The 24,266-nt window shown below is 67.9% G+C and carries 22 protein-coding genes and 1 tRNA gene; 9 read left to right on the top strand and 14 right to left on the bottom strand.

Annotation, left to right across the window (positions count from 1 at the left end; genetic code table 11):
* Window positions 1–14: 14 nt before the first annotated feature.
* The 4 genes from BMZ92_RS04465 to BMZ92_RS04450 all read right to left on the bottom strand — a co-directional run bounded on the left by BMZ92_RS04465 (window position 15) and on the right by BMZ92_RS04450 (window position 3,544).
* Window positions 15–260, bottom strand: a complete 246-nt coding sequence (locus tag BMZ92_RS04465; RefSeq protein WP_091504433.1) for an acyl carrier protein — start codon at window positions 258–260, stop codon at window positions 15–17.
* A 74-nt stretch (window positions 261–334) separates the two neighbouring features.
* A complete protein-coding gene (locus tag BMZ92_RS04460) occupies window positions 335–1,309 on the bottom strand; it encodes a beta-ketoacyl-ACP synthase III (protein WP_091504432.1) in 975 nt (324 codons plus the stop codon).
* On the bottom strand, window positions 1,306–2,220 hold the full coding sequence (locus BMZ92_RS04455; protein ID WP_091504431.1) for an ACP S-malonyltransferase: 915 nt from the start codon (window positions 2,218–2,220) through the stop codon (window positions 1,306–1,308). Before BMZ92_RS04455 ends, BMZ92_RS04460 begins: the two co-directional genes overlap by 4 nt.
* A gap of 148 nt (window positions 2,221–2,368) precedes the next feature.
* Entirely contained in the window at window positions 2,369–3,544 is a 1,176-nt protein-coding gene (locus BMZ92_RS04450; RefSeq protein WP_091504430.1) for a PucR family transcriptional regulator, read from the bottom strand.
* 113 nt (window positions 3,545–3,657) lie between these two features.
* Here BMZ92_RS04450 and BMZ92_RS04445 point away from each other — a divergent pair, with 113 nt between their 5' ends.
* Together BMZ92_RS04445 and BMZ92_RS04440 are read left to right on the top strand one after the other, a co-directional pair.
* Window positions 3,658–4,740 carry an NAD-dependent epimerase/dehydratase family protein gene (locus BMZ92_RS04445; RefSeq protein WP_091504429.1) on the top strand — a complete coding sequence of 361 codons (1,083 nt, stop codon included), beginning with the start codon at window positions 3,658–3,660 and terminating at the stop codon, window positions 4,738–4,740.
* A 333-nt stretch (window positions 4,741–5,073) separates the two neighbouring features.
* Window positions 5,074–5,706 carry a nicotinamide mononucleotide transporter family protein gene (locus tag BMZ92_RS04440; protein ID WP_091504428.1) on the top strand — a complete coding sequence of 211 codons (633 nt, stop codon included), beginning with the start codon at window positions 5,074–5,076 and terminating at the stop codon, window positions 5,704–5,706.
* On the opposite strand, the gene BMZ92_RS04435 is transcribed toward BMZ92_RS04440, so the two are convergent.
* The gene (locus tag BMZ92_RS04435) at window positions 5,687–5,962 is read right to left on the bottom strand and encodes a DUF1905 domain-containing protein (RefSeq protein ID WP_091504427.1); all 276 of its coding nucleotides are present in this window, start codon (window positions 5,960–5,962) and stop codon (window positions 5,687–5,689) included. The genes BMZ92_RS04440 and BMZ92_RS04435 overlap by 20 nt on opposite strands.
* Window positions 5,963–5,999: 37 nt before the next feature.
* Window positions 6,000–7,613, bottom strand: coding sequence for an L-lactate permease (locus BMZ92_RS04430; protein WP_091504426.1), 1,614 nt, complete (start codon window positions 7,611–7,613; stop codon window positions 6,000–6,002).
* A 345-nt stretch (window positions 7,614–7,958) separates the two neighbouring features.
* Between BMZ92_RS04430 and BMZ92_RS38005 the strand changes: the two genes are divergently transcribed.
* Window positions 7,959–9,521, top strand: a complete 1,563-nt coding sequence (locus BMZ92_RS38005; RefSeq protein ID WP_245782895.1) for a restriction endonuclease — start codon at window positions 7,959–7,961, stop codon at window positions 9,519–9,521.
* Between the two features lie 3 nt (window positions 9,522–9,524).
* Here the strand turns inward: BMZ92_RS38005 and BMZ92_RS04415 are convergent, their stop codons facing one another.
* Together BMZ92_RS04415 and aceE are read right to left on the bottom strand one after the other, a co-directional pair.
* On the bottom strand, window positions 9,525–10,736 hold the full coding sequence (locus tag BMZ92_RS04415; RefSeq protein ID WP_091504424.1) for an alpha-hydroxy acid oxidase: 1,212 nt from the start codon (window positions 10,734–10,736) through the stop codon (window positions 9,525–9,527).
* 58 nt (window positions 10,737–10,794) lie between these two features.
* A complete protein-coding gene (gene aceE, locus BMZ92_RS04410) occupies window positions 10,795–13,599 on the bottom strand; it encodes a pyruvate dehydrogenase (acetyl-transferring), homodimeric type (protein WP_091504423.1) in 2,805 nt (934 codons plus the stop codon).
* Window positions 13,600–13,981: 382 nt separating this feature from the next.
* Here aceE and BMZ92_RS04405 point away from each other — a divergent pair, with 382 nt between their 5' ends.
* The 3 genes from BMZ92_RS04405 (at window position 13,982) to BMZ92_RS04395 (ending at window position 15,038) form a co-directional block, all read left to right on the top strand.
* Complete coding sequence (locus BMZ92_RS04405; RefSeq protein ID WP_091504422.1) at window positions 13,982–14,410, top strand: DUF3052 domain-containing protein; 429 nt, start codon at window positions 13,982–13,984, stop codon at window positions 14,408–14,410.
* Between the two features lie 52 nt (window positions 14,411–14,462).
* On the top strand, window positions 14,463–14,924 hold the full coding sequence (locus BMZ92_RS04400) for a peroxiredoxin (protein WP_091504421.1): 462 nt from the start codon (window positions 14,463–14,465) through the stop codon (window positions 14,922–14,924).
* Window positions 14,925–14,963: 39 nt separating this feature from the next.
* A tRNA-Val gene (locus tag BMZ92_RS04395) sits at window positions 14,964–15,038 on the top strand.
* A 12-nt stretch (window positions 15,039–15,050) separates the two neighbouring features.
* On the opposite strand, the gene BMZ92_RS04390 is transcribed toward BMZ92_RS04395, so the two are convergent.
* Window positions 15,051–15,479 carry a hypothetical protein gene (locus BMZ92_RS04390; RefSeq protein WP_091504420.1) on the bottom strand — a complete coding sequence of 143 codons (429 nt, stop codon included), beginning with the start codon at window positions 15,477–15,479 and terminating at the stop codon, window positions 15,051–15,053.
* 38 nt (window positions 15,480–15,517) lie between these two features.
* On the opposite strand from BMZ92_RS04390, the gene BMZ92_RS04385 reads away from it, so the two are divergent.
* The gene (locus BMZ92_RS04385; RefSeq protein WP_091504419.1) at window positions 15,518–16,783 is read left to right on the top strand and encodes a hypothetical protein; all 1,266 of its coding nucleotides are present in this window, start codon (window positions 15,518–15,520) and stop codon (window positions 16,781–16,783) included.
* Window positions 16,784–17,010: 227 nt separating this feature from the next.
* Here BMZ92_RS04385 and BMZ92_RS36750 read toward each other — a convergent pair whose 3' ends face one another.
* Window positions 17,011–17,958 (bottom strand): hypothetical protein, encoded by a 948-nt coding sequence (locus tag BMZ92_RS36750; protein WP_143249791.1) that lies wholly within the window; start codon window positions 17,956–17,958, stop codon window positions 17,011–17,013.
* A 1,090-nt stretch (window positions 17,959–19,048) separates the two neighbouring features.
* Window positions 19,049–19,933 (bottom strand): 1-aminocyclopropane-1-carboxylate deaminase/D-cysteine desulfhydrase, encoded by an 885-nt coding sequence (locus tag BMZ92_RS04375; protein ID WP_091504417.1) that lies wholly within the window; start codon window positions 19,931–19,933, stop codon window positions 19,049–19,051.
* Between the two features lie 479 nt (window positions 19,934–20,412).
* On the opposite strand from BMZ92_RS04375, the gene BMZ92_RS04370 reads away from it, so the two are divergent.
* The gene (locus tag BMZ92_RS04370; protein ID WP_091504416.1) at window positions 20,413–21,516 is read left to right on the top strand and encodes a DUF11 domain-containing protein; all 1,104 of its coding nucleotides are present in this window, start codon (window positions 20,413–20,415) and stop codon (window positions 21,514–21,516) included.
* A complete protein-coding gene (locus tag BMZ92_RS04365; protein ID WP_143249790.1) occupies window positions 21,510–21,953 on the top strand; it encodes a hypothetical protein in 444 nt (147 codons plus the stop codon). The genes BMZ92_RS04370 and BMZ92_RS04365 overlap by 7 nt, the downstream gene beginning before the upstream one ends.
* Window positions 21,954–21,968: 15 nt before the next feature.
* Here the strand turns inward: BMZ92_RS04365 and BMZ92_RS04360 are convergent, their stop codons facing one another.
* The 3 genes from BMZ92_RS04360 to BMZ92_RS04350 are packed head-to-tail and all read right to left on the bottom strand — an operon-like array spanning window position 21,969 to window position 24,140.
* On the bottom strand, window positions 21,969–22,586 hold the full coding sequence (locus tag BMZ92_RS04360; RefSeq protein WP_091504414.1) for a response regulator: 618 nt from the start codon (window positions 22,584–22,586) through the stop codon (window positions 21,969–21,971).
* Window positions 22,583–23,746 (bottom strand): sensor histidine kinase, encoded by a 1,164-nt coding sequence (locus tag BMZ92_RS04355; protein ID WP_091504413.1) that lies wholly within the window; start codon window positions 23,744–23,746, stop codon window positions 22,583–22,585. The genes BMZ92_RS04360 and BMZ92_RS04355 overlap by 4 nt, the downstream gene beginning before the upstream one ends.
* 13 nt (window positions 23,747–23,759) lie before the next feature.
* On the bottom strand, window positions 23,760–24,140 hold the full coding sequence (locus BMZ92_RS04350) for a hypothetical protein (RefSeq protein WP_091504412.1): 381 nt from the start codon (window positions 24,138–24,140) through the stop codon (window positions 23,760–23,762).
* Window positions 24,141–24,266 lie beyond the last annotated feature (126 nt).

Raw genomic sequence — 24,266 nt, 5'->3', positions numbered from 1 at the left:
AGTTCAGGAAATGCTTACTTGGCGTTCGCCGCGACGTAGTTCACGGCGTCGCCGACGGTCTTGAGGTTGGCCAGCTCGTCGTCCGGGATCTTGACCCCGAACTTGTCCTCGGCCTGCACCGCGATCTCCACCATCGACAGCGAGTCGATGTCCAGGTCGTCCACGAACGACTTCTCGGAGCTCACGTCGTCCTGAGCGACACCGGCGACCTCTTCGACGATCTCGGCGAGGCCGGCGAGGATCTCTTCTTTGTCCGCCACTGTTGGTTTCCCTTTCCTGGTTGTCCGGGCTTCGATCACCCCGTGCGGGCGGGCGCCCGCCGGGGTAAGTGGTATCACGGGCAGATGACGACCTGTCCGGCGTAGGACAGTCCGGCGCCGAAACCGACCATGAGCACGACGTCCCCGCTCTTCACGGTGCCCGCCTTGCGCATGTGGTCCAGCGCCATCGGGATCGACGCCGACGAGGTGTTGCCCGAGTAGCGGATGTCGTCGGCCACGACCATGTCCTCGCGGGCGCCCTTGGCGCGCAGCCGCTTGGCGATGGCCTCGACGATGCGCAGGTTCGCCTGGTGCGGGATCAGCACGTCCACATCGGACGGTTCGAGCCCGGCGAGTTCGAGCGCCCGCAAGGCGATCGGCGCGATCTGCGTGGTCGCCCAGCGGAAGACCGACTGGCCCTCCTGGTAGATGTAGCGGTGGTCGCGCATGTAGATGGTGTCGACGAGGTCACCCGCGCTGCCCCACGCCACCGGCCCGATGCCCGGCTCGTCGGACGGGCCGACCACGGCCGCACCCGCGCCGTCGGCGAAGATGATCGCGTTCGCGCGGTCGACCGGGTCCACCACGTCGGTGAGCTTCTCGGCGCCGATCACCAGCACCTTGCCCGCCGAGCCGGACCGGATCAGGTCGGAGGCGACGCCGAGGCCGTAGCAGAAGCCCGCGCACGCGGCGTTGAGGTCGAACGCGCCGGGGGCCTTGATCCCGATGCGGTCGGCCACCTGGGCCGCGGCGTTGGGGATCGGGGCCGGCATGGTGCAGTTCGGCACGATCACGGTGTCCACTTCGGACACGTCCACCCCGGCGTCGGCGAGCGCGTTGCGGCCCGCGGTGACGGCCATGTCGACCAGCAGCTCGTCCTTCTCGGCGAACCGGCGCTCGATGATGCCGACGCGGTCGCGGATCCACTGGTCGTTGGTGTCCATGAGCTGGGAGAGGTCGTCGTTGGTGACGACCCGGTCCGGCTGGTAGCTGCCGACGCCGAGGACGCGCGTGGCGGCCGGGCCTTGCTTGAGCTGCAACCTGGTCACAGGACCTCCTTCACGGCCGGGAGGTCGGCCGGGGTCTTCAGCGCGACCGTCGTGGTCACGGTGCCCTTGAGCTGGCGCTTGACCAGCCCGGTGAGGGTGCCGGCGGGCGGCAGCTCCACGGTCTCGGTGACGCCGAGCCCGACGAGGCCGTCCATCGTCAGGTCCCAGCGCACGGGGCGCGTGACCTGCTTGACGAGGCGGTCCAGGTACTCGGCGCCGCTGGTGACGACCTGGCCGTCGGCGTTCGACAGCAGCGGGCGCACCGGGTCGGAGACGGTGATGTTCGCGGCGTGCGCGCGCAGCGCCTCCTCCGCGGGAGCCATGTAGGCGGTGTGGAAGGCGCCGGCGACCTTGAGCTGGCGGACCTTGGTGCCCTCCAGGGGCTCGGCGACGATGCGCTCGATCGCGTCAGCGGCACCGGAGGCCACGACCTGCCCGGCCCCGTTGCGGTTGGCGGCGGTGAGGCCGTGCCCCTCCAGCCAGGCGACGACCTCGTCCGGGTCGCCGAGCATGACGGCGGCCATGCTGGTCGGCTCGGCCGCGCAGGCCTTGGCCATCTCGGCGCCGCGGACGGCGGCGAGCGCGACGGCGTCTTCGGCGGAGAGCACGCCCGCGATGGCGGCGGCGGCCAGCTCACCCACGGAGTGGCCGGCGACGGGCGCGTCGGCGGGGAGGTCGGACAGCTGCTCGAAAGCCAGCAGCGACAGCGCCACGATCAGCGGCTGCGTGATCGCCGTGTCCTGGATCGTCTCGGCGTCGGCCTCGGTGCCCAGGTGCACGAGGTCGAGGCCGGCGCGCTCCGACCAGCGCCGCAGCTGCTCGCGCGTGCCGTCGAGTTCGAGCCAGGGGGTGAACATACCGGGGGCCTGGGAGCCCTGTCCGGGGGCGAGGAGAGCTGTCACGGTGTCCAGGGAACACGTCCACTCGCCGTGACCGGGATGCCGGGGGTCACCAAGTCCGTGCCGCGTTTTTGGAGGAACCCTCCAAAGATCCAGCTCTCACAGCCCGTCGCGGGGGAAATGTCTTGTATGGTTCGGGCAGTGCGGCGCGTGAGTTCTGTCACCAGAGACCGCGGGCACGGGCAAGCCTGCCGACCATCAGTGCAACGCGGAGCACGAGCGCGTCGCGCGGGTCGAGCGGGTTGCGGCCGGTGAGCTCGGTGGCACGCCGCAGCCGGTAGCGCACGGTGTTCGGGTGCACGAACAGGGTTTTCGCGCAGGTCTCCAGCACCCCGCCGGACTCCAGGTACGCCTCGACGGTCTGCAGGACGTTCGGGCCGGCGTCCTCCAGCGGCTGGGCGATCTCCTCGATGAGCAGGCGTTCGGCCTCCGCGTCGCCGGACAGCGCGCGCTCGGGCAGGAGGTCGGCCGAGCGGACGGGCCGCGGGGCGCCCGGCCAGCCGACGACGGCGCGCAGCCCGGAGAGCGCCTCGGCGGCGCTGCGGTGGGCTTCGCCGAGGTCGGCGACGGTCGGCCCGGCGACGACCGGTCCTTCGCCGAACACGACGGCGAGCTTGCCCAGGTCCTCCTCGGGCCCGCCAGCGACGACGATGAGCCGGGAGCCCTGCACGCTGAGCAGCACGGGCCGGGACAGCCGGGCGGCCAGCCTGCGCACCTCGAACACGACGGCGGGCGGGTCGTCGGAGGAGGGGCTGCCGACCAGCACGGTCGCGGCCGTGGCCGGGTCCCAGCCGAGCGCCGCGGCGCGGGAGAGCACGGATTCCTCGGCGTCGCCGCGGACGATCCCGTCGACGACGAGCGCTTCGAGGCGGGCGTCCCAGGCGCCGCGGGCCTCGGCGGCGGCGGCGTAGGAGTTGGCGGTGGCGAAGGCGATTTCGCGGCCGTAGCGGAGGATGCCCTCGATGAGGGCCGCGCGCTCGGCGTCGTTGGCGGCGAAGGCGGGCAGTTCGTCCTCGAAGACCTCGATGGCCATGCGGACCAGCCCGACGGCCTGGCGGAGGCTGATCCAGCGGGACAGTTCCTGCGGGGCGCTGCGGAAGGCGTCGCTGGTGAGCTTGAGGGCTTCCTGGGAGTCGCGCAGCCAGTCGACGAAGCCCGCCGCGCCGGTCTGGGTGATCATCAGCACGCTCGCGCGCTGGTCCGCGGGCAGGCGCGTGAACCACGGCAGGCGCCGCTCCATCGCGGCGACACTGGCGGACGCCAACCGCCCCGACGCGCGGTCCAACCGCCGCAACGTCTTGTCGGAAAGCCCGTGGTGCTTCGCAGACTGCGTCATGGTGCCCCGATCGTACGTGCGGCGATAATCAGCTCGTTGAACAGCGCCGCGGCGGGTGGCACCGTCGATCCGGAATTGACGACCGAATTCTTCGTCCGAAAGAGGGTCTCCGCATGAAAGTTCTCGTCACCGGTGCGGCTGGACGGGTGGGCGCGAACCTGACGAAGCAACTGGTTTCGTCCGGCTGGGAGGTCAGGGCGATGGTGACGCCCGGCAGCACGCACGCCGCGAAGCTCGCCTCGGTCGCGGAAGCCGAGGTGGTCGAGGCGGACCTGCGTGATCAGCGCTCGGTGAGCAAGGCTTGCCGGGGCGTGACGCACGTGGTGCACCTCGCGGCCCGCATGGTGGTCGGCGACCTGCCCATCGACGACTTCTACGACGTCAACACGCTCGGCACCCTCCGCCTGCTCGAAGGAGTGCTGCACGAGTCCCCGGATTTCGAGCGGTTCGTGCTGGCGAGCACCGACTCGACGTACCGGCCCGGCAGGCCGCCGGCGACACCCTTGACCGAAGACCTGCCACAGGAGCCCGCCGACTACTACGGCACCAGCAAACTGCTCGGCGAGATCATCCTGCGGAACCGGGCCGAGCAGTTTCAAATTCCGTTTTCGATAGTGCGGTTCGGCACGGTGCTCAGTCCCGATGAAGCCGCCACCCTTTACCGGCTGGGATATCGCCGCGGCTGGTTGCGGTTCCAGCAGGAGAGGGGCAGGAAGAACACCCTGTGGCCGCTTTTCGAGGGGCAGCCGAAGCTGGTCGACCTCTTCGACGAACAGGTCGGCGACGCCCCGGACGACACGGCGGTCAGCCTCGTCGGCCCGGACGGGCCGTGGACGCTGAGCATGGTGGACGTGCGTGACGCCGCCCAGGGCGCCCGGCTGGCGCTGACCGAGCCGGGAGCGGTGGGGCGGGCGTTCAACATCGCCGCGGCGGAACCCACCTCGTCCGTCGAGGGGGCGGCGGCGGTCTCGGAGGTCTTCGGGGTGCCTGCGCTGACCGTGCGGCTGCCGCTGACCTGGAACCTGGAGATCAGCATCGAGGAGGCGCGGAAGCACCTGGGGTACGAACCCGCGTACGACTACCGCGCCTGCGTGGGCGCCGCGAAGGCACAACCGACGGGCGCCGACGACTTCATCCCCGCCGCCGAAGGCAACACCGGCGTCTTCGCAGCCCTCTCCGGAGGCCACACTCAGTAGGACAGCAACCATGGATGCTGGTAATTAACCAACAGCACCAGGCTGGGTCAGAAGGAGCTCGCACCGCGGGGGTCCGGGGGCTCGGCCCCCGGGTGATACGCGGACTCGCGCCGCCTGGGAGCGCGAAGCGCGAACAGGCGGAAAATGCGAGGCCGCCCGAGTCGCGGTTTGCGCGTCCTCGGGCGGCCTCATCTCCCCGGTCCCCACCGGTAGGTCCACTATGGACCTTGTGGATCTTTCACCGCTACCCTGCTCACCCGATCGTGCGGTGCCCACGACGTGAGACGGACCCGGACGGGGAATCCCGGCCGGGCGCCGGCGGTTGACGACCACGTGAACTTCTTGCTGGAGCACGGGGTGACGGTTTTCGGGCAGTGGATCTCGATCGCCGAGCTGGTCGGGCAGATCTGCGCCCTGGCTGTGGTGTTCCTCGCCGAGCGGCGGACGCTCTGGACGTGGCCGGTGCAGGTCGGCGCGACCGTGCTGCTGTTCGCGGTCTACACCAGTGCCCACCTGGGCGGGCTGGCGTCGCGGCAGGTGGCGATCCTGCTGATCTCGCTGTACGGCTGGTGGGCGTGGACGCGCCGGAAGGACCCGGTGTACGGCGTGGTGGTGCGCCGCGGCAGGCTCGCCGAACGGCTGAGCATGGTGGGTGTCTTCGTCGCCGGCACGGTCGGGATGGCGTTGCTCCTGGACGCGCTCAACGCGTCCTGGGCGCCGTGGCCGGACGCCGCGATCTTCGTCGGCACCCTCGTCGCGTTCGCCGCGCAGGGGCTGGGGCTGGTCGAGTTCTGGCTGGTGTGGCTGGCCGTCGACGCGGTCGGCGTGCCGCTGCAGATCGCCTCCGGGCTGTACTTCTCCGCGGCGATCTACGTGGTGTTCGCGGCGCTGGTGATCCACGGCTGGTGGAGCTGGAACCGCTCCGCCACGCGCGCGAAGGCGCGGGTCAGCCCAGCCGTTCGGTGAGGTGGACCTCCACGCGCGCGCCGGCCTCCTTGCCGAGCGCGCGCCGGAGGTCCGCCTTGACCGGCAGCTTGTGCGTGCCGTCGCCCAGCGCCATGAACGAGCCGCGGAACGGCAGCCCGTCGATGGTGCCGCGCACCTTCACCAGGCCGCGCGTGCCGAACAGCTCGGCGGAACCCGGGAGCACGACGTAGGTCCAGCCGCCCTTGGCCGGGCTCTTGCGCAACTCCGCGGTGAATCGTTCGTCCAGGTCGCTCATGCCGGTGCAGACCGCGCGAGCGCCGGAAACTCGTCGCTCAGGGCAGCATTCCGCTGAGCACCGTGCTCTGGCCCACGACGATCAGGCACATCACCGCCAGCAGCCCCAGGCTCCACGGCAGCACCTTCCGCAACAGTGTCCCCTCCTCGCCGGGCAGCATCGCGGCGGCACACGCGATGCTGAGGTTCTGCGGGGAGATCATCTTGCCGAGCACGCCACCGGAGCTGTTCGCCGCCGCCAGCAGCTCCGGTGACAGCCCGGCCTGGTGCGCGGCGGTCACCTGCAGTGCGCCGAACAACGCGTTCGCCGACGTGTCCGAGCCCGAAACCGCGACGCCGAACCAGCCCAGCACGGGCGAGAGGAACGCGAGCGCCGCACCGGCTCCGGCGATCAGGTGCCCGATGGTCGTCGTCTGGCCGGACAGGTTCATCACGTACGCGAGCGCGAGCACGCCCATGACGGTGAGGATCGCGAACCGCAGTTCGTGCACCGTCGCGCCCCACTCCCGCACCGCGTCCCGCGCGGCGACGCGCAGCGCGACGACCGTGAGGATCCCCGCGATCAGCACCAGCGTCCCGCCGGTGTTCAGGAACGGCAGGGAGAACGTGTTGCCCGAGACCGGTTTTCCGTTGCTGCCCACCACGTTCAGGCCCGGCCAGTGGAACTTCCACGTCACCGAGTCCAGCAGCCGCTTGACCGGCGGCACCTGCCCCAGCGAGAAGATCACGATGATCAGCGCGTACGGCAGGTAGGCGCGCACGATCTCGCCGCGGTCCTCGGGCCGGTCCAGCGTTTCTGTTGCCACGCCGGTGAGCACGGCGGCCCGCACCTCCTCGCGGGCGGGTTTGCGCGTGGCGGGCAGCGCGACGAGCGCCGCCGCCCCGGCGAGCGCGGCGCCGATGTCGGCCAGCTGCGCGGAAACGTAGTTCGACGCGGCGAACTGCACGGCGCCGAACGCGATGCCGCAGACGAGTGCGGGCAGCCACGTCTCCCGCAGCCCGCGCCTGCCGTCGACGATGATCACCAGCAGCAGGGGCACGAACAGGGCCAGCAGCGGGGTCTGGCGGCCGACGATCGAGGACACGGTGTCCAGCGGGATGCCGGTGACCTGCGCGAGCGTCACGACCGGGGTGCCCATCGCGCCGAACGCGACCGGGGCGGTGTTCGCGACGAGGGCGAGGACGGCGGCGCGCACGGGCGTGAAGCCGAGCGCGACGAGCATCACCGAGCTGATCGCGACGGGCGCGCCGAAGCCGGCGAGCGCCTCCATGAGCGCGCCGAAGCAGAACGCGATCAGCAGGGCCTGGATGCGCGGGTCGTCGGAGACGCGGCCGAACGAGCGGCGGAGCACGTCGAAGTGGCCGGTGCGCACCGTGATCCGGTAGATCCACAGCGCGTTGACGACGATCCACATGATGGGGAACAGGCCGAACGCCGCGCCCTGCAGCCCGCTGGAGACCGCCTGCACGACGGGCATCCGGTAGACCGCGATGGCGACGACCAGCGCGACGAGCAGCCCCAGCAGCGCCGCGTGGTGTGCCCGCATGCGGAGGCCGCCCAGCAGGACGAGCACGGTCGCGAGCGGCAGGACCGCGACGAGCGCGGACAGCGCGAGCGAACCGGCGAGCGGTGCGAGCTCCTGCACGAACATGCCGACCTCGATTCCACGATGCGGAAGCCGCTTTCCGTACGGGCTAAGGCAGGATGAGGAGCTTCGCGCCGCGGGTCAAGCCGGACGTTCCGCTGATCGAGACGTGCGGGGAGATCTGCTCGCCTTGGGAGCTCACTTCACGTGTTCCATGCAAGAAGGAATTTCCGACTTCGAACCGAACATGGTCTTTCCGACCGTCGGCTCGGATGGTGTGGTGAAAGATCGCCAGGTCGGCGCATCGTCACGGCCCGATAATTAGGCTAGTCTCCCTTACCGGATTCGTCGTATGGGGGTCTTGCCTTGGGTCGAAAACGTGGTTTTTTCGCTGAGTTGCAGCACCAGCGGATGGTGCAGGAACGTGAGCGGCAACGGCAGCTCAATCAGGCCATCAAGGAGAGGGAACGCGCGAGCCGGGAGGCGGAACGTGCCGCGCGGGCGGAACAGCGTGCTCAAGCGCAGGAAGCTCGAGCTCAACGTGAGCGCTACCTCAAGCAACAGCAGGATCAGGCGGCGGTGCTCACTCGTACAGTGGAGGAGCGCATCGGCGAGCTTGACCAGGTGTTGTTGAGCGCTCTCCGCCGTCCTGGCGTCTTCTCTTTCGCTCAGCTGCGCCAGACGTATCGTCCTCGTCCATTCACTCCTCCGCGAAATTTGGCCACTCCCGCGGCCCAGCCCGATTGGTCGGCCTACGCGCCGCCTCCACCGTCCGGAATGTCGCGAGTGTTCAAGGGGTCGTACCAGAAGGTCGTGGATCAGGCCCGAGCCCGGTTCGAACATGAGCTTGCGCAGTATCAGGTACGGGAGAGGGACAGGAACAGTGCGCTGGTGGCCATGCAGGCCAGACACAGGCAGGCCGAGGAGTCGAGAAGGCAAGGCGTCGAACAACACAACGCGCAGGTGAACGACCTGGAACAACGGGTTCTGTCGAAGCAGCCCGAGGCGGTCGAGGACTACTTCGAACTGCTGGTCGAAGGCTCGCCGCTGCCAGCGGAACTACCGATCGACGTCGAGGTTGCCTACCAGGTCGACGCCAGGAAACTCCTGCTCATCCGAGAGCTGCCCAACGTGGACGTCATTCCCGAGGCCCGCGAATACACCTATGTGAAGACCCGAGACGAGATCACGGCGAAACCGCGGCCGCCCAAGGAGATCAAGGAGCGGTACGCCCGCCTGGTCGCTCAGCTGGTGCTGCGCACGATCCGCGACGTGTTCGAAGTCCGGCCCGCGGAACTCGTGGACGAGGTCGCGATCAACGCTCACGTATCGACCCGGAACAAGGCCACTGGCCAGCCTGAGCGTCCCTGCCTGGTCAGCGTTTCGGCGACTCGTCAGCAGTTCGAGCACCTGGTGCTGACCGAGCTCGATCCGGTCGAGTGCCTGAGGTATTTCAACGCGCTGGTCTCACCTCACCCGTGGGATCTCGAAGCTGTCCGCCCCATCTTCGACCCCGATCTCTCAAAGTACCGGCTGGTCGAAGCGCAGGACGTCGTAGCCGGGCTGGATTCCCGGCCTGTGCTGCTGGAGATGAGGCCATTCGAGTTCGAGGTGCTGGTGAAGCAGCTCTTCGAAGCCATGGGGATGAAATCCTGGGTGACGCAGGCGTCTCGGGATGACGGTCTGGACGCGATCGCGGTGAACGAGGACCCCATAATGGGTGGCGTTTGCGTCATTCAGGCGAAGCGCTACAAGAGCATGGTCGAACCGGACGCGGTGCGTGCCCTCGCGGGTGTGATGGACGACAAACGAGCGAGTCGCGGCGTACTGGTGACGACGTCACGGTTCGGTAAGGCCTCTCACGACTTCGCTGCCCGCCACGGCCGGATACAGCTCATCGAGGGTGCCCATCTGAAGCACCTGCTGCTGGAGTACCTGGGGTTGGACGTGCTGCTGGGGCCTGCAAGCGCGTAGCCGTCAGCGCAGCGTCGCGTGCGTCGGCCGCAGCGCGTCGATCGTGCGGACACCCAGCAGCTGCATGGTGCGCACGATCTCCGCGCGCAGGATCTCCACGCACCGCTGCACGCCGCGCTCGCCACCGGCCATCAGGCCGTACAGGAACGCCCGCCCGACGAGGCACGTGCTCGCGCCCTGCGCGATCGCGGCCACGATGTCCCCGCCCGACAGGATGCCCGTGTCGAGCCACACCTCGGCGTCCCCGCTCAGCGCGTCCAGCGTCGCGGGCAGCAGCTCCAGCGGCGTCGGCGCGCGGTCGAGCTGGCGGCCGCCGTGGTTGGACAGCACCACCGCGTCCGCGCCGTGCTTCACGACGTCCCGCGCGTCGTCGGAGTTCTGGATGCCCTTCACGACGAGCTTGCCCGGCCAGTTCTCCCGCACCCAGGCCAGGTCGTCGAAGTTCAGCGTCGGGTCGAACAGCTTGTTGATCAGCTCCGCGACCGTGCCGCCCCACGCCGACAGCGACGCGAACTCCAGCGGTTCGGTGGTGAGCAGGTTGAACCACCACGCCGGGTGCATCGCGCCGTCGAGGAACGTGCGCGGCGTCAGCGCGGGCGGGATCGTGAGGCCGTTGCGGACGTCCCGCATCCGCGCGCCCGCGACCGGCGTGTCCACGGTCAGCAGGAGCGCGTCGTAGCCCGATTCGTGTGCCCGGCGCATCAGCTCCAGCCCCGCGCCGCGATCGCGCCACACGTACAGCTGGAACCACTTGCGGGCCTCGGGAGCGGCGGCCGCGACGTCCTCGATCGACGTCGTGCCCATCGTCGACAACGAGAACGGGATGCGCTCGCGCTGCGCCACGTGCGCTACCGCGCGCTCACCCTCGTGGTGCATCAACCGCGTGAAACCGGTGGGCGCGAAGGCGAACGGCAACGCCGACCGCTTCCCGAGCACCGTCGTGCCCGTGTCCACGTCGGCGACGCCGCGCAGCACGTTCGGGTGGAATTCGACCCTGCGGAACGCCTGCCGCGCGCGGCGCAGGCTGTCCTCCAGCTCGGCGGCACCGTCGGTGTAGTCGAACACCGCACGGGGTGTCCGCCTCCGGGCGATCGCCCGGAGATCGGCGATCGTGTGCGCACCGGCGAGCCTGCGCTCGACCGGATCCACCACGAACGGCTTCGGCCGCAGGATCTCCCGCAGCTCCGCGGGCCTCGGCAGCCGCCTTTTCGTCAAGACCTCTCCTCGATAACGGACGGGCGGGGCACCCGCCGGGTGCCCCGCCCGTCTTCGATCACGCGTTGCCGGAGTCGGACAGCTGCGGGCCCGCCGCGGACACGTCGTCCAGGCGGTACTTCCGCGTCGCCTCCACGACCTTCGCCCGGTCGACCTCGCCCCGCCGGGCCAGCCCGGTGAGCGTCGCGACCACGATCGACTCGGCGTCCACCAGGAAGTGGCGCCGCGCCGCGGGCCGGGTGTCGGAGAAGCCGAACCCGTCGGTGCCCAGGGTGATCATGTCGCCCGGCACCCAAGGCCGGATCAGGTCCGGCACGGCGCGCATCCAGTCGGACACCGCCACGATCGGGCCCCGCTCGCCCTGCAGCGTCCGCGTCACGTACGGCACGCGGGGCTCGTTCTCCGGGTGCAGCAGGTTCTCGCGGTCCACCTCGACGGCCTCGCGCCGCAGCTCCGACCACGACGTCGCCGACCACACCGCGGCCCGCACGCCCCACTCGTCGGCGAGCATCCGCTGCGCCTTGAGCGCGTCGGGCATCGTCACGCCGGACACCAGGATCTGGGCCTCCGGCCCGTCGCCCCGCGGCGCCTCGGCGTACCGGTACAGGCCCTTGAGCAGGCCGTCCACGTCGAGGTTCTCCGGCTCCGCCGGCTGCTGGTACGGCTCGTTGTAGACCGTCAGGTAGTAGAAGACGTTCTCGCCGTTGCCGTCCGGGCCGGTCTCGCCGTACATGCGGCGCAGGCCGTCCTTGACGATGTGCGCGATCTCGAACGACCACGCCGGGTCGTACGCCACGACCGCCGGGTTGGTGTGCGCCAGCAGCAGCGAGTGCCCGTCGGCGTGCTGCAGGCCCTCACCGGTCAGCGTCGTGCGGCCCGCGGTGGCGCCGAGCACGAACCCGCGCGCCATCTGGTCGGCCGCCGCGTACAGCCCGTCACCGGTCCGCTGGAACCCGAACATCGAGTAGAAGATGTAGATCGGGATCATCGGCTCGCCGTGCGTGGCGTACGACGTGCCGACGGCGGTGAACGAGGCCGTCGAGCCGGCTTCGTTGATGCCCTCGTGCAGCAGCTGCCCGTGCTCGGACTCCTTGTACGCCAGCATCAGGTTCGCGTCGACCGACGTGTACGTCTGGCCGTGCGGGTTGTAGATCTTGGCGGTCGGGAACATCGAGTCGAGGCCGAACGTGCGCGCCTCGTCCGGGATGATCGGCACGATCCGGTTGCCGATCTCGGCGTCCTTGGCCAGCTCGCGGACCAGCCGGACGAACGCCATCGTCGTGGCGACCTCCTGCTTGCCCGAGCCCTTGCGGACGGCCTCGTACACCTTGTCGCCGGGCAGCACGAGCGCCTTGGCGCGGTGGCCCCGCCGCTCCGGCAGGTACCCGCCCAGCGCGCGGCGGCGGCCGATCATGTACTCGATCTCCGGCGAGTTCCTGCCGGGGTGGTAGTACGGCGGCAGCTTCGGGTCGCGCTCCAGCTCCTCGTCGCTGATCGGGATCCGCTGCGAGTCGCGGAACAGCTTGAGGTCGTCGAGCGTGAGCTTCTTCATCTGGTGCGTGGCGTTGCGGCCCTCGAAGGAGGGACCCAGCCCGTAGCCCTTGATGGTGTGGGCCAGGATCACCGTCGGCTGGCCGTGGTGCTCCATCGCCGCCTTGTACGCCGCGTACACCTTGCGGTAGTCGTGGCCGCCGCGCTTGAGGTTCCAGATGTCGGCGTCGGACAGGTCCTTGACCAGCTCCTTCGTCCGCGGGTCGCGGCCGAAGAAGTGCTCGCGGACGTACGCGCCGTCGTTCGCCTTGTACGTCTGGTAGTCACCGTCCGGGGTGGTGTTCATGACGTTGACCAGCGCGCCGTCGCGGTCGGCGGACAGCAGCGCGTCCCACTCGCGGCCCCAGATGACCTTGATCACGTTCCAGCCCGCGCCCCGGAAGTAGGCCTCGAGTTCCTGGATGATCTTGCCGTTGCCGCGCACCGGGCCGTCGAGCCGCTGCAGGTTGCAGTTGATCACGAAGGTCAGGTTGTCGAGACCCTCGCCGGCCGCGACGTGGATCAGGCCGCGTGATTCCGGCTCGTCCATCTCGCCGTCGCCGAGGAACGCCCAGACGTGCTGGTCCGAGGTGTCCTTGATGCCGCGGTCACGCAGGTAGCGGTTGAACCGGGCCTGGTAGATCGCGTTCATCGGGCCCAGCCCCATGGACACGGTCGGGTACTCCCAGAAGTCCGGCATCAGCCGCGGGTGCGGGTACGACGGCAGGCCGCCGCCCTCGCCGGCGTGGCTGTACTCCTGGCGGAAGCCGTCGAGCTGCTGCTCGGTGAGGCGGCCCTCCAGGAAGGCGCGCGCGTAGATGCCGGGGGAGGCGTGCCCCTGGATGAAGATCTGGTCGCCGCCGCCGGAGTGGTCCTTGCCGCGGAAGAAGTGGTTGAAGCCGACCTCGTACAGGGCGGCCGACGAGGCGTACGTGGAGATGTGGCCACCGACACCGACGCCGGGCCGCTGCGCGCGGTGCACCATGATCGCGGCGTTCCACCGGATGTAGGCCCGGTAGCGGCGCTCGATCTCCTCGTCGCCGGGGAACCAGGGCTCGTTCTCGGTGGGGATGGTGTTCACGTAGTCGGTGGCCGTGAGCGGCGGCACGCCGACGTTGCGCTCACGGGCACGTTCCAGGATCCGCAACATCAGGTAACGGGCCCGCTGCTGTCCGCCACGGGCGAGTGCCTCGTCGAAGGAGTCCAGCCATTCGGCGGTCTCCTCCGGGTCGATGTCGGGAAGGTGCGCGGCCAATCCGTCGCGGATGACGCGCACCCGTGCCGGTGCCGGCTGGGCACCAGGGCTTGCGGCCTGGTCGTTTCGGGGGGCCAAGGGATCTCCTCGCCAGTTGTCACTTCTCGTCCAGGAACCCGCTTTGGGGCGGGGTCCTGCTGACATCGTCGTCTTTTTCGGGGCCTCCGTCATCGCTACTCGGCGGTAACGTTTGCCTGTCCCGCGATCGGATTCGCATACTGCAGACGCGCGCACGCGCGCGAGACCTCTCCACCCTAGGTCACGCTCTTTCGCCGTGGTGAAATGCCGGGTCGAAGGGGGGTGCCGGGAGGGTTCGAACGCTCCTACCGTGGGAAACGACTTGGGAGAGATCCGGTGTGGACGGTTGCGCCGCGGGCCGCGGGCGTGTTCGCTAGCCCCATCCGTGTATCCGAGTGCCCGGACCAGCCGGTCACCCGTCGTAGTTGGAGGAGTGAAAGCAGTGGTCGCCGCTGGAGACGCTGACTACAGCAGCGTCGCCGAAAGGCTCGGCATCAAGCCGGACATGGTGGTTCAGGAGATCGGCTGGGACGAGGACGTCGACGACGACCTGCGTGCCGCCATCGAAGAACATATCGGCGGCGAGCTCCTCGACGAGGACGCCGACGAGGTCATCGACGTCGTGTTGCTCTGGTGGCGGGAGGACGACGGCGACCTGGTCGACGCGATCATGGACGCCAGGGGCCCGCTCGACGAGAACGGCGTGATCTGGGTCCTGACGCCCAAGACGGGGCAGCCGGGGCACGTCGAGCCCAGCGAGATCGCCGAGGCCGTGCCGACGGTCGGGCTCGCGCAGACGTCCAACATCAGCGTGGGCGCGAACTGGGCGGGCACCAAACTGGTCTCGCCCAAATCGAAGTCGAAGCGCTGACCGGTAAGGTTGGGGCGCGAAGCTTCAGGCGAGACGGGAGAGGTGTGCCAGGATGGCGGTAGAGGTCGGTTCCCAGGCCCCGGACTTCACGCTCAACGACTACAACAGGCAGCCGGTCAGCCTGTCGTCCTTCCGCGGTGAGAAGCCGGTGCTGCTGGTGTTCTACCCGTTCGCCTTCAGCGGGACCTGCACCGGCGAGCTGTGCCAGCTGCGCGACGAGTTCGACGACTACGACGGCCGCGTGCAGGTGCTCGGTGTGTCCATCGACACGGTGTTCTCGCTCAAGACGTGGGCCGAGCAGCAGGGGTACCAGTTCCCGCTGCTGTCGGACTTCTGGCCGCACGGCGAGGTGGCGAAGGCGTACGGCGTGTTCAACGAGGGCTCGGGCATGGCGCTGCGCGGCACGTTCCTCATCGACAAGGACGGCGTGGTGCGCTTCGCGGAGGTCAACCAGCCCGGCGAGCCGCGCGACCAGTCGGCCTGGAAGAAGGCGGTCTCGGAACTGCCTGCCTGATCTCGTCCCGGTGGTGCCCCGTGGGGCGCCACCGGGCGAGGGCGCATAGCTCAGCGGAAGAGCACTTGCCTTACAAGCAAGGGGTCGCAGGTTCGAACCCTGCTGCGCCCACCAGAACGTGCTCGTTCAAACCACCCCCGACGAGGGAAATCTCGGCGGGGGTGGTGTTTTGTGTACGGACGGTGATTGCCGCGCCGTCATCGCCCTGGGCGGCCGGAAAGACGCCGGACGGGCGGACGGCGGCGGCACGTGCCCCGGCCGGTGCGGATACGGCCGGGATGACGTCGTGCCGACGTGCCCTGCGTCGAGGAGCGCGCGGAACGGCTCCGTCAGTTCGGCTCGCATGACGCTGCCGTCCTCGCCGATGTAGAGCTTTTCAAAGAACCCCTGGTTGATCTGCCGCTTCACGTGGTCGGGCGCGGCGACGTAGGCGGCGGCGCAGTGGCTGGAAGCGGTGAGGGCCTGCTGCAGGGTGGTTTCGACGTCGCTGGTGGTGGTCCTGGCTGCCCTGATCTCCGCTTCGGCTTCAGCCAGGGCGCGGGTGAGCCGCTGCATCTCGCCGGCGGGAAGTGTGGCGTAGAGGCAAGTGGAGAGTGACCTTGCCCGCTCCAAGTCCGTACCTAGTTGAGAAGGCAGCCAGCTTTCGCCGTATCGCCGTCGCTGCGACCGCGCTTGACGCTCGCTACGGGACGAAGCTCGACCCGGCCTTTGTGCACCTGTCGAACACGACATTCGAGCAGTGGTCGGCGTACCGAGACTCATTCGACGCCGTGGCCGTAGGTGACGCGCTGGGCTACTCCGCCGAGCAGGCTGCCGAAGACGCTGAGGTGTTGCTCACGTGGGCTACCCAGATTGATCCTCTGGGTAGCGCGTGGGGAAGGCTCGCCCGCCGGGCGCCGAGGAAGGCATGGGAGCAGCTCAAGGGACCTGCGCTCGCGGCGATGGACATGGGGCAGACGGCTGAGATTCTGCTGCTCTTCTATGAAGACCTGACTGGCCGAGGCTTGGCGGAGCCGCTTTCAGGGTCTTCGTCAAAGTCATCACATCCGATGCGTGAGCGGTTGAGCCGCCGTGACGGCAGCTTGGACCAGGACCTAATGAGCCTGGGTCTCTCGCCCCATCCTCGGGTTGTGCTGGCCGTCGAAGGCGAGAGCGAACAATTCCATGTCATGAAGATCGCGGCTGAGTTGGGCTACCGGGAGGCGCCAGAGCTGGTTCGCGTGCTTCATCTTGGCGGGACGACCAAGGATCTCCAGAAGGTCGCGGCTCTGGCAGCGGCACCTTTGATCGCTAGGCGCGAGACCGATGGCCACTGGGAACTACTCAAGCCGCCGACCTGCTTGATGGTTGCCGTAGACCCAGAGGGCAAGTTCGCTGCGGACAAGTGGGAGCGGACTCGCGAAGGCATCCTCGACGAGATTCGACAGGTACTGCGTGCCCAGGGTGCCAAGACCACTGAGGAAGAGCTGAGCCTGCTTGTCGATATCCACCGCTGGTCAGCGTCGTGCTACGAGTTTGCGCACTTCGCGGACGAGGAGCTGGCGGACGCTCTCATGGCGATCCACAAGACCGTGAACGGCCTTAGTCGTGAGGATGTCATCGGCGCTTTGGCGGGGTTACGAAGGTTGGCGCGGAATGGAAACCACAGTGTCGATATCAAGAACGTGTGGCGGGACTGGAGCTATAAGCCGAGCAAGGTGGCATTGGCTAATCAGCTATGGCCAGTGCTCAAGAATAAGATCGATCGCTGCCGTGAAGACGAAGAAGCTTCAATACCCGAGATCGTTCGGGTCGTTGATAAGGCATACGGGACCGCGTTGCACTGGAGGGATAAATCGTTTGTGCTCACGGCAGTGTAAGCGGTCCATGATTCGGGTTCCCGATTTGTGGTGCTACCTCGGCTCCTCAAGTCTCTTGACCATCTGCTCAGCGATTCGGCGTATATCGCCCTTATCGTAGACAAACCCCTCGTAAAATTCTGGGAACTCGTCTGGGGCCTCGGCGTGATAGTCTGAGTTGTCCACTTTCTTCCAGACTATCCGATCGTAACTTGCCTCCATGCAGCGACTCTCCTCAATATACTTCTTTACACCCAATACAAAAAAAGCACTGCAATGTCGAAGTATCGCTGCGCTCCTTGGAACACGTAATCGTCACTCTTGACGGGCGATCCGTGAATGATTGCGTTACGAAGTTCGTAGAACTTGTTTGCCCAGTAGACCTTGACCGTCTTGTTTGCCCTGTGAGTTTTTCCTCGACGGTCTTTGTGGGTAACAAAGGTGCGTCGGGGGTCGCTGGGAAGGTCAAATAGACGCTCAAACTCGTCGCGTAGCGCTCGGCGCTGACCACTTTCGGGTAGGTCGAACAGAATTTCATAAGCAGAGGCGATAGCCAATATTCGGGCTGCCTCGCTTAGTTTGGTGTCATTGTAGTAGGCCTGCATCATCATGTCGGTCGCTCGCATGATGCGTCGATATAGTCGCTTCTGCTTCTTTCTCAGAGTAAATAGTGCGGCAAGCAGGTTGGTGTCTTGTTGAAATACTATGGGCTTTGGAACATACTCTGGGGCTCGGAACTGTACCTGTGTGATGTCGTGACCGCCATGCCACATGTTTACGACGTAGCCATCTTGAGTAGCTGTGTATTTTGTGTCGGGCTGGAAATTCTGTTCAAATAGTGAGAAGTTCTCGGAGGTCGCTATGTAATGGCCCACGTTCGGCCCTCGTTCGAGTACACCGCTACGGGCAAGGGCGCTGATGAACAGTATTGTCCTCACCTCCTGGCACAGTTGTTTTTCTTCTGGAGAATACTCGCGGAAGTCGGGCTCCCCGATGGAAATGATGCCCATATCCTTGATTGGCCATCTGCTGTGAACATTGGTTTGCATGATGGCATCAAGCGTTTTTCGGAGTTCGGGCGAGGTTATGTAAGTGTCGGCCTTCTTGTCGTAGTTCCATACGCGCACGTCCAATTGGTCGAGGGCAAGCTCCTCCTGATTGTTCATGAATAGGTACGGGAAGTAGGTAACTTGCATGTGTCAAATTATACAATCTGTTCACTTGAGCGCGTTTGTGGTGGTGCAGTTCTACCTTTTGCGCCCTTGGCGTCTCGCATTTTGACGCCAACCTTCAGAAGCTGGGCCCTCACCGTGTTTGGAGCGGCATCAATCTTGTCTGGATCCCGGCTAATGACCAGCCGGAGCGGTACAGCTCGGCGGCCTGCTGGACCTCGTCGGGCTGAAGCGCTGGTGGAGTGGTGTTGATCCCGCGGCCCTGGAGGTGCCAACCGACCGTCGAGCGATGGATGCCGAACCGTTGAGCGAGAGCTCGCACGGTTGCTCCACTGAGGTATGCCTCCACCAGCTCGTCAACCTCGACCGGGCGGAGCTGACGCATGACGCGATACGACGGGCGTTCCCAGGGTGGTTCCGCCCTGTTTGGCTACGCCAACGCCATCGTGAGGAGACGTTTAGCGCTGCTAGGTACGTGTGAAAAGGCCTCCACGACCCCCACCAGAACGTGCTCGTTCACACCACGCCGGAAAGACGCCGGACGGGCGGACGGTGGCGGAACGTGCCCCAGCCGCGGATGACGCCGTGCCGACGTGCCTGGCGTCGAGGAGCGCGCGGAACGGCTCCGTGAGCTCGGCTCGCATCACGCCGAAGAGGGCTCAGCGGACCTACTGCGACCAGGCATAGCGGGGACGATCCTGACTACGGGAGTTTGCGCTGGACGAGGACGAGCGCGTCGGCTGACCGCTCGGCCGCGGCGATGTAATCGAGCGCGTCCTTGGTGCTGACCTGGGTGTCGGGATCGTGCGTGGCTTGATTCCGAAGCCGCCGAAGGTTATTCGCCACCTCGACGCAGTTGTTTCGTCAGCCGTGCACCCGTCCGAGGCTCGCATGAACTTCTCAAGCCTGCGCCATGCGCCCATGACGGCTGCGGACGGGTCGCTTGCCGCAACGTCGCGGTATACCTGGAATTCTTCTCCTGTCCAGGCGCGCAAGAGCCTCGGGTCAACAAGAGGAGGATCAGTTTCGGAGGCTGCGGCCTCAACGGCGTCGGGTTGCGCGTTCGTGTCGCCCGCGAGGTTTTTTGCGTTTGTGATCTCAGAACACCGCCGCCTCAGCTCAAGACCGCCACGATGGTCGTCCCCGGCGCGAACGCACCTGAGCCGATGCGTTCGAACAGGCCATACATCATCTTGGCTTCGTAAACCCAGTCGAGTGTGATGCCGTGCCGGGTTGTGAAGTCGGCGATGAAAGCGTCCAGTTCCGGCGTGCGCTTGGCGTAGCCGCCGAAAGGAAAGTCGTAATCGATGGTCCAGTTGTCGGTCTCGTGGTCGAAGGATTCGCGCTGCAGCCGCCGCAATTCGTCGTCCAGGAACCGGCCGCCCTTGAGCACCGCTAAACCCCAGGCCCGCTGGTCACCGGTCAGCCCGGCCGCGATTCCCGCGAGGGTGGTACCGGTGCCGCAGGCGCAGCAAATGACGTCGAAGCCCCGCTCGATCTCCGCCGGCAGTTCCGCGCAACCGCGGACGCCCAGCCCGTTGCCGCCGCCCTCCGGCACCATGTAGCAGGGGCCGAATTCCTCGGACAGGGCGGCCAGGACGTCCGGCTCGGCCTTGCGGCGATAGGTCGTGCGGTCGAGGTAGGTCAGGCGCATCCCGCGGCCGACCGCGTACGCCAACGAGTCGTTGAGCGGCTGGTGTTCCTCACCCCGCACCACTCCGACGGTCTCGAAGCCGAAGAAGTGCCCGGCGGCCGCCACCGCCCGGAGGTGGTTGGAGTACGCGCCGCCGAACGTCAGGAGGCGGGTGTGGCCCTGTTGGCGGGCGACGGTCAGGTTGTACTTGAGCTTGCGCCACTTGTTGCCGGGCAGCTCGGGGTGGATGAGGTCGTCCCGTTTCAGATAGAGGCGGATGCCGGGACCACGCAGGCGGTCATCGCTGAGTTCGACCAGCGGTGAGGGCAGGACGAGCCCGGGAAAGCGGGGTTCGCGCGCACTCATGCGATCAGTGTCTCCTGTGCGGGCCAGCTGGCTCCGGCGACGACGGCCACCAGGCGCCAGGGCGGCCACCGGCAGAGCGCTCGATGACGGAGCCCGACGTCACCCCTCCACCCGCAGGCGCATTCCGTCGCCAGCCGCACGGCGACCGAGACGGCCTGCTCGGTGCTGATCGTCCCCCACCGAGTGTCGCGAGTCCCTGTGCCCCGGTCAGCTGGGAGCCCCGCAGGTCGCACCCGGCGGCTTGCTCGCCGGCAGCCTTCCACGCCGCACAGCACCGACTTCGTGATCTCACCTTCGCCGGTAGGCGCGGCCTGCTCGCTGTACTGGACGCGGGCCCCGGCCAGGTCGAGCTGACCCCGCATCGTCGGCTCCGCGTCCGTACGCGGGACGCTCCGTGAAGCGGCCGGCCGGACAGCACCGTGCAGCCCGTAACACCCGGGCTCCTGAAGTCGATCTTTCACTCTGTGAGCCCAGGCGGGATGGTGCGTTCCCGGATCGTGGTGTGCCTGCTCGGTGCCGTCGTGACCGTGGTTTCCGCCTGCACCGCGGAGGAGGGCCACGGCGTCGACCTGAGTTCCGCCGAGGCGGGGTGGGGGCCGGGCAGGCCGACGTACCCCGAAGCCGGGCGGCCTGCCGGTGCGGTCCTCAACTCGGTGATCGACAACCCGCGCCACGGCGACGAGCGCAGTTTCGTGACGGTGCGTCCCGCGGGCGATCCCGCCGTGGCCGAGCGGGGGCTCGTCCAGCTCAAGCCCAGGACCGAGTACGAAGCCTGGATCTACTTCCGCAACGACGCGCGCTCGGCCGACGCGACGAGCCGGAACACGCGGGTGGCGGTGACCCTGCCTGCCGGCGTCATGGGGCGGGAGAGGCTGAACGCGACCATCACCTCGGCCAACGCCAGTCCACCGCGGGTGTGGAAGGGCGTCGTACTCGCGACTTCGCCGGATGACGCGGTCGCGGTCAGGATCGTGCCCGGCTCGGCCTGGTTGTACCGGGACGACTCGGCCACCGGAACCGCGGTACCCGTCGACGAACTCTTCTCGATGCAGGGCACCCCGGTCGGCTGCGGGCAACCGGACGGCCTGCTGCCCGGTGGCGACGGCTGTGCGGGCTTCGTGACCTTCCGGTTCTTCACCGACCAACCGAACTTCACGGTCGACCAATGGGTCGCGCCTGCCGGCAGTAAGTCTTGGTCCGCCTCCACCACCGCTGCCCACGGCGACGCCGTCGACTTCAAGATCCGCTACCGGAACACCGGCACCACTGAGCAGAACGACGTGGTCGTGCGGAGCGAACTACCGGCCGGGCTGACCTATGTTCCCGGTAGTACGAAGATTTCCGCTTCCTCGACCGGCAACGAGTGGAAACCCATCGAGAGTGACGACCTCGCGACGAAAGGGATCAACGTCGGTTCCTACTCTCCCGACGGTGGCGTGTACCTGATGTTCACGGCCACCGTCGACGCTGAAGCCGCACGATTGCCTTGCGAAACCAGCTCCCTCACCGGCACGGTCGCGGTGGACACGAAGAACGGCACCAAACGCAGCACATCCACTGTCGAGGTGGCCCGGCGATGTTGAGCCGGAACGTGCCGGGTAAACGCGATTTCGTGGGTGTCAGCAATCTGCTCGTGGCCGTGGTGGTGGGTGTCGCCAGCGTCTGGGTCCCGCTCAGGATCGACAGCGACGCGCAGGCACGGGAACGCAAGCGGGTGTGCCTCGAAGCGGTTGTGGAACTCCGCGCCGAAACCGACCGGATTTCCACCGGCTATTCCATCGAGCCCGACGACCGGGCGGCGCGCCTGGCGGATTGGGACGACGGGCAGAGTGCGATCGACCGCGTCAGGGTTTCCTGCGAAAAAGTGCTTTACCCTGATGCCGTCCCGGCGTCGGCGAGAGCGTTGTGGGACGAATTCAGAACCTCCCGTGACCTTGCGCGGCAAGGACGACCGGAACTCGACGTCGTCAACCAGATCCGGACTTGGACCACCGACCGGATAGCGCAGCTGACCGCTTGAAACGCCGGTGACTCCTCACTCCAGCAGCCCACGCTTGTACGCCGCCGCCACGGCGGACGCCCTGTCGCGGACCCCGAGTTTCGTGTAGATGTGCAGCAGGTGCGTCTTGATCGTCGTTTCGCTGATGAGCAGGCGGCGGGCCGCGACCTGGTTCGTCGCGCCGTCGGCGACCAGCCGCAGCACCTCCAGTTCCCGCGGGCTCAGCGCCTCCTGACCACCGCTCACCCTGCCGATCAACGCACTCGCGACCGACGGCGCCAGCACCGCGCGCCCGGCGTGTGCCGCCCGCACCGCCCGCACCAGTTCGTCCCTCGGCGCGTCCTTCAGCAGGTAGCCCGTCGCACCCGCGTCGAGTGCCGGCAGCACGTCGCGGTCCGTGTCGTACGTCGTCAGCACCAGCACGCGCGCCGGGTGGTCCCGCAACGCGCTGATCGCCTCGACCCCGCCCATCCCGGGCATCCGCAGGTCCATCAGGATCACGTCGACCTCGGTGCGCCGCGCGAGCCGGACCGCCTCCGCGCCGTCGGCCGCCTCACCCACCACGACGAAATCCGGGTCACCCGAGAACAGGCTCCGCAGGCCATCGCGGACGATCGGGTGGTCGTCCACGATCAGCAGCCGGATCGCGCTCACCGCAGCGGCACCGAGGCGTTGAGCGTCGTGCCGTAGCCCGCGCCGGATTCGACCGTCAACGTTCCTCCCACCCCGGCCAGCCGTCGGCGCATGCCCGGCAGGCCGTACCCCTCGTCCTCGTCCGGACCGAAACCCGTGCCGTCGTCGTGCACGTCGAGCAACACCGCGTCGTCGAGACAGGTCAGCGTGACATTCGCCTTGCCCGCGCCCGAGTGCCTTTCCACGTTCGACAAAGCTTCCTGCGCCACACGGAAAAGAACCGTTTCGACCTCGCCGGGCACCCGGCACGGTCCGCCGGTTTCGCGGAATTCCGCGGCGATCCCCGAACGTCCCGACCACTCGCGCACCAGTTCCGCCAGCGCGTCCGGCAGGTTCGCCTGTTCGAGCTGTCCCGGGCGCAGCGCCCGCACCGAACGTCGTGCCTCGGCGAGGTTCGCGCGGGCCAGCGACTGGGCGAGTTCGAGGTGCCGGGACAACTGCGCGGGATCGTGGCGGACGTGCTCGGCCGCCGCCAGCTGGGCGATGATCCCCGTCAGCCCCTGGGCGAGCGTGTCGTGGATTTCCCCGGCCAGGCGCTGCCGTTCCTCGACGACGCCCGCGTGCCGGGCCTGGGTCAGCAGCTGCTCGTGCAGGCGCGCGTTCTCCGCGATGATCCGGCCGCGTTCCTCGTTCTGCGCCACGGCGTGGTTGGTGATGCTGGCGGAGTTGAGCACGAGCACGAGCATCACCGCGGCGACGACGAAGTACGTGAGGCCGTGCCCGTCGAACCCGGTGGGATAGCCACCGGACAGCGACGCGGACACGATCAGCGCGGTGGCCGCGAAACCCGCGACGCGCCAACGGCGGCCCAGCGGGTAGGCGAACAGGAACCCCGAGTACGCGAAGATCCCGAAGCAGAGGTTGATCCCCACGAGCACGGCCGCCAGCGCCGTGTGGACCGCGTACGCGATCAGCCGCTGCCAGCGCGGCGTCTCCGCCGGGAGCCGGGCACTGACGACGGCCGACCACACCGCGGCGGCGCCCACGAACACCGCTTCGAGCGCGAGCCGGGGCGGGCCCGGCACGGCGAACGACGCGGCGGTGGACACCGCGAGCAGCGGCAGCGGTACGACGCGCCGCATGCGGTCGAGCCGGGCCTGCCACGGGTCGGCGATGCTCACCGGACCGATGATCTCACCGGCCGGCGCGGTGGGCCACGATTGCGTAGCCGACCATGACCAGCCCGCACAGGCCCTGTTCGAGCCGCATCCACAGCGGGAAGAGCCCGGGCAGGGCGACGAGCACCGCGATGGCCACGGGCACGACGACGGAGATGATCCGCAGCCGCCGCAGCGCGCCGGCCGACCCGCGCGCCGCCCGGTTCGTGAGGAGGACCAGGACGACGGCGGTGATCAACACGATGAGGGCACGGATCCAGACCGCGTCGTTGACCTGCGCCGGGTCGCCGCGCAGCAGGACGATGGCGGCGAGCGCGAGCACACCGAGCGACAGGTAGGCGCCGGCGAGCCACTTCAGGCTGCGGAAGGAGTGCTGGTCAGGGGAAGTTCTCGACACCCGGCGAGTATTCGGGCCGGAGGCGGGGCGGCGGATCGTGCGCGGAGGCGCGGTCCGGCGTCGGATCGGGCAGGGGCGGCATCGACCGATCGGTGGATGCCGCGGCCGTAGGGCCGGGGTGGCGAA

Origin of the sequence: Amycolatopsis sacchari (assembly GCF_900114035.1) — a bacterium.
GTDB lineage: Bacteria > Actinomycetota > Actinomycetes > Mycobacteriales > Pseudonocardiaceae > Amycolatopsis_E > Amycolatopsis_E sacchari.
The sequence above is the reverse complement of the archived record's forward strand: the minus strand, read 5'-3'. Positions and strand labels throughout refer to the sequence as shown.

What these genes read in the sequence shown, in the direction of transcription:
- BMZ92_RS38005 (WP_245782895.1), top strand. Translation starts at nt 7,959, where the DNA reads ATGGTGCAGGAACGTGAGCGGCAACGGCAGCTCAATCAGGCCATCAAG.
- BMZ92_RS04445 (WP_091504429.1), top strand. Translation starts at nt 3,658, where the DNA reads ATGAAAGTTCTCGTCACCGGTGCGGCTGGACGGGTGGGCGCGAACCTG.
- BMZ92_RS04450 (WP_091504430.1), bottom strand. Translation starts at nt 3,544, where the DNA reads ATGACGCAGTCTGCGAAGCACCACGGGCTTTCCGACAAGACGTTGCGG.
- BMZ92_RS04400 (WP_091504421.1), top strand. Translation starts at nt 14,463, where the DNA reads ATGGCGGTAGAGGTCGGTTCCCAGGCCCCGGACTTCACGCTCAACGAC.
- BMZ92_RS04435 (WP_091504427.1), bottom strand. Translation starts at nt 5,962, where the DNA reads ATGAGCGACCTGGACGAACGATTCACCGCGGAGTTGCGCAAGAGCCCG.
- BMZ92_RS04365 (WP_143249790.1), top strand. Translation starts at nt 21,510, where the DNA reads ATGTTGAGCCGGAACGTGCCGGGTAAACGCGATTTCGTGGGTGTCAGC.
- BMZ92_RS04430 (WP_091504426.1), bottom strand. Translation starts at nt 7,613, where the DNA reads ATGTTCGTGCAGGAGCTCGCACCGCTCGCCGGTTCGCTCGCGCTGTCC.
- BMZ92_RS04375 (WP_091504417.1), bottom strand. Translation starts at nt 19,933, where the DNA reads ATGAGTGCGCGCGAACCCCGCTTTCCCGGGCTCGTCCTGCCCTCACCG.
- BMZ92_RS04370 (WP_091504416.1), top strand. Translation starts at nt 20,413, where the DNA reads ATGGTGCGTTCCCGGATCGTGGTGTGCCTGCTCGGTGCCGTCGTGACC.
- BMZ92_RS36750 (WP_143249791.1), bottom strand. Translation starts at nt 17,958, where the DNA reads ATGCAAGTTACCTACTTCCCGTACCTATTCATGAACAATCAGGAGGAG.
- BMZ92_RS04390 (WP_091504420.1), bottom strand. Translation starts at nt 15,479, where the DNA reads ATGCAGCGGCTCACCCGCGCCCTGGCTGAAGCCGAAGCGGAGATCAGG.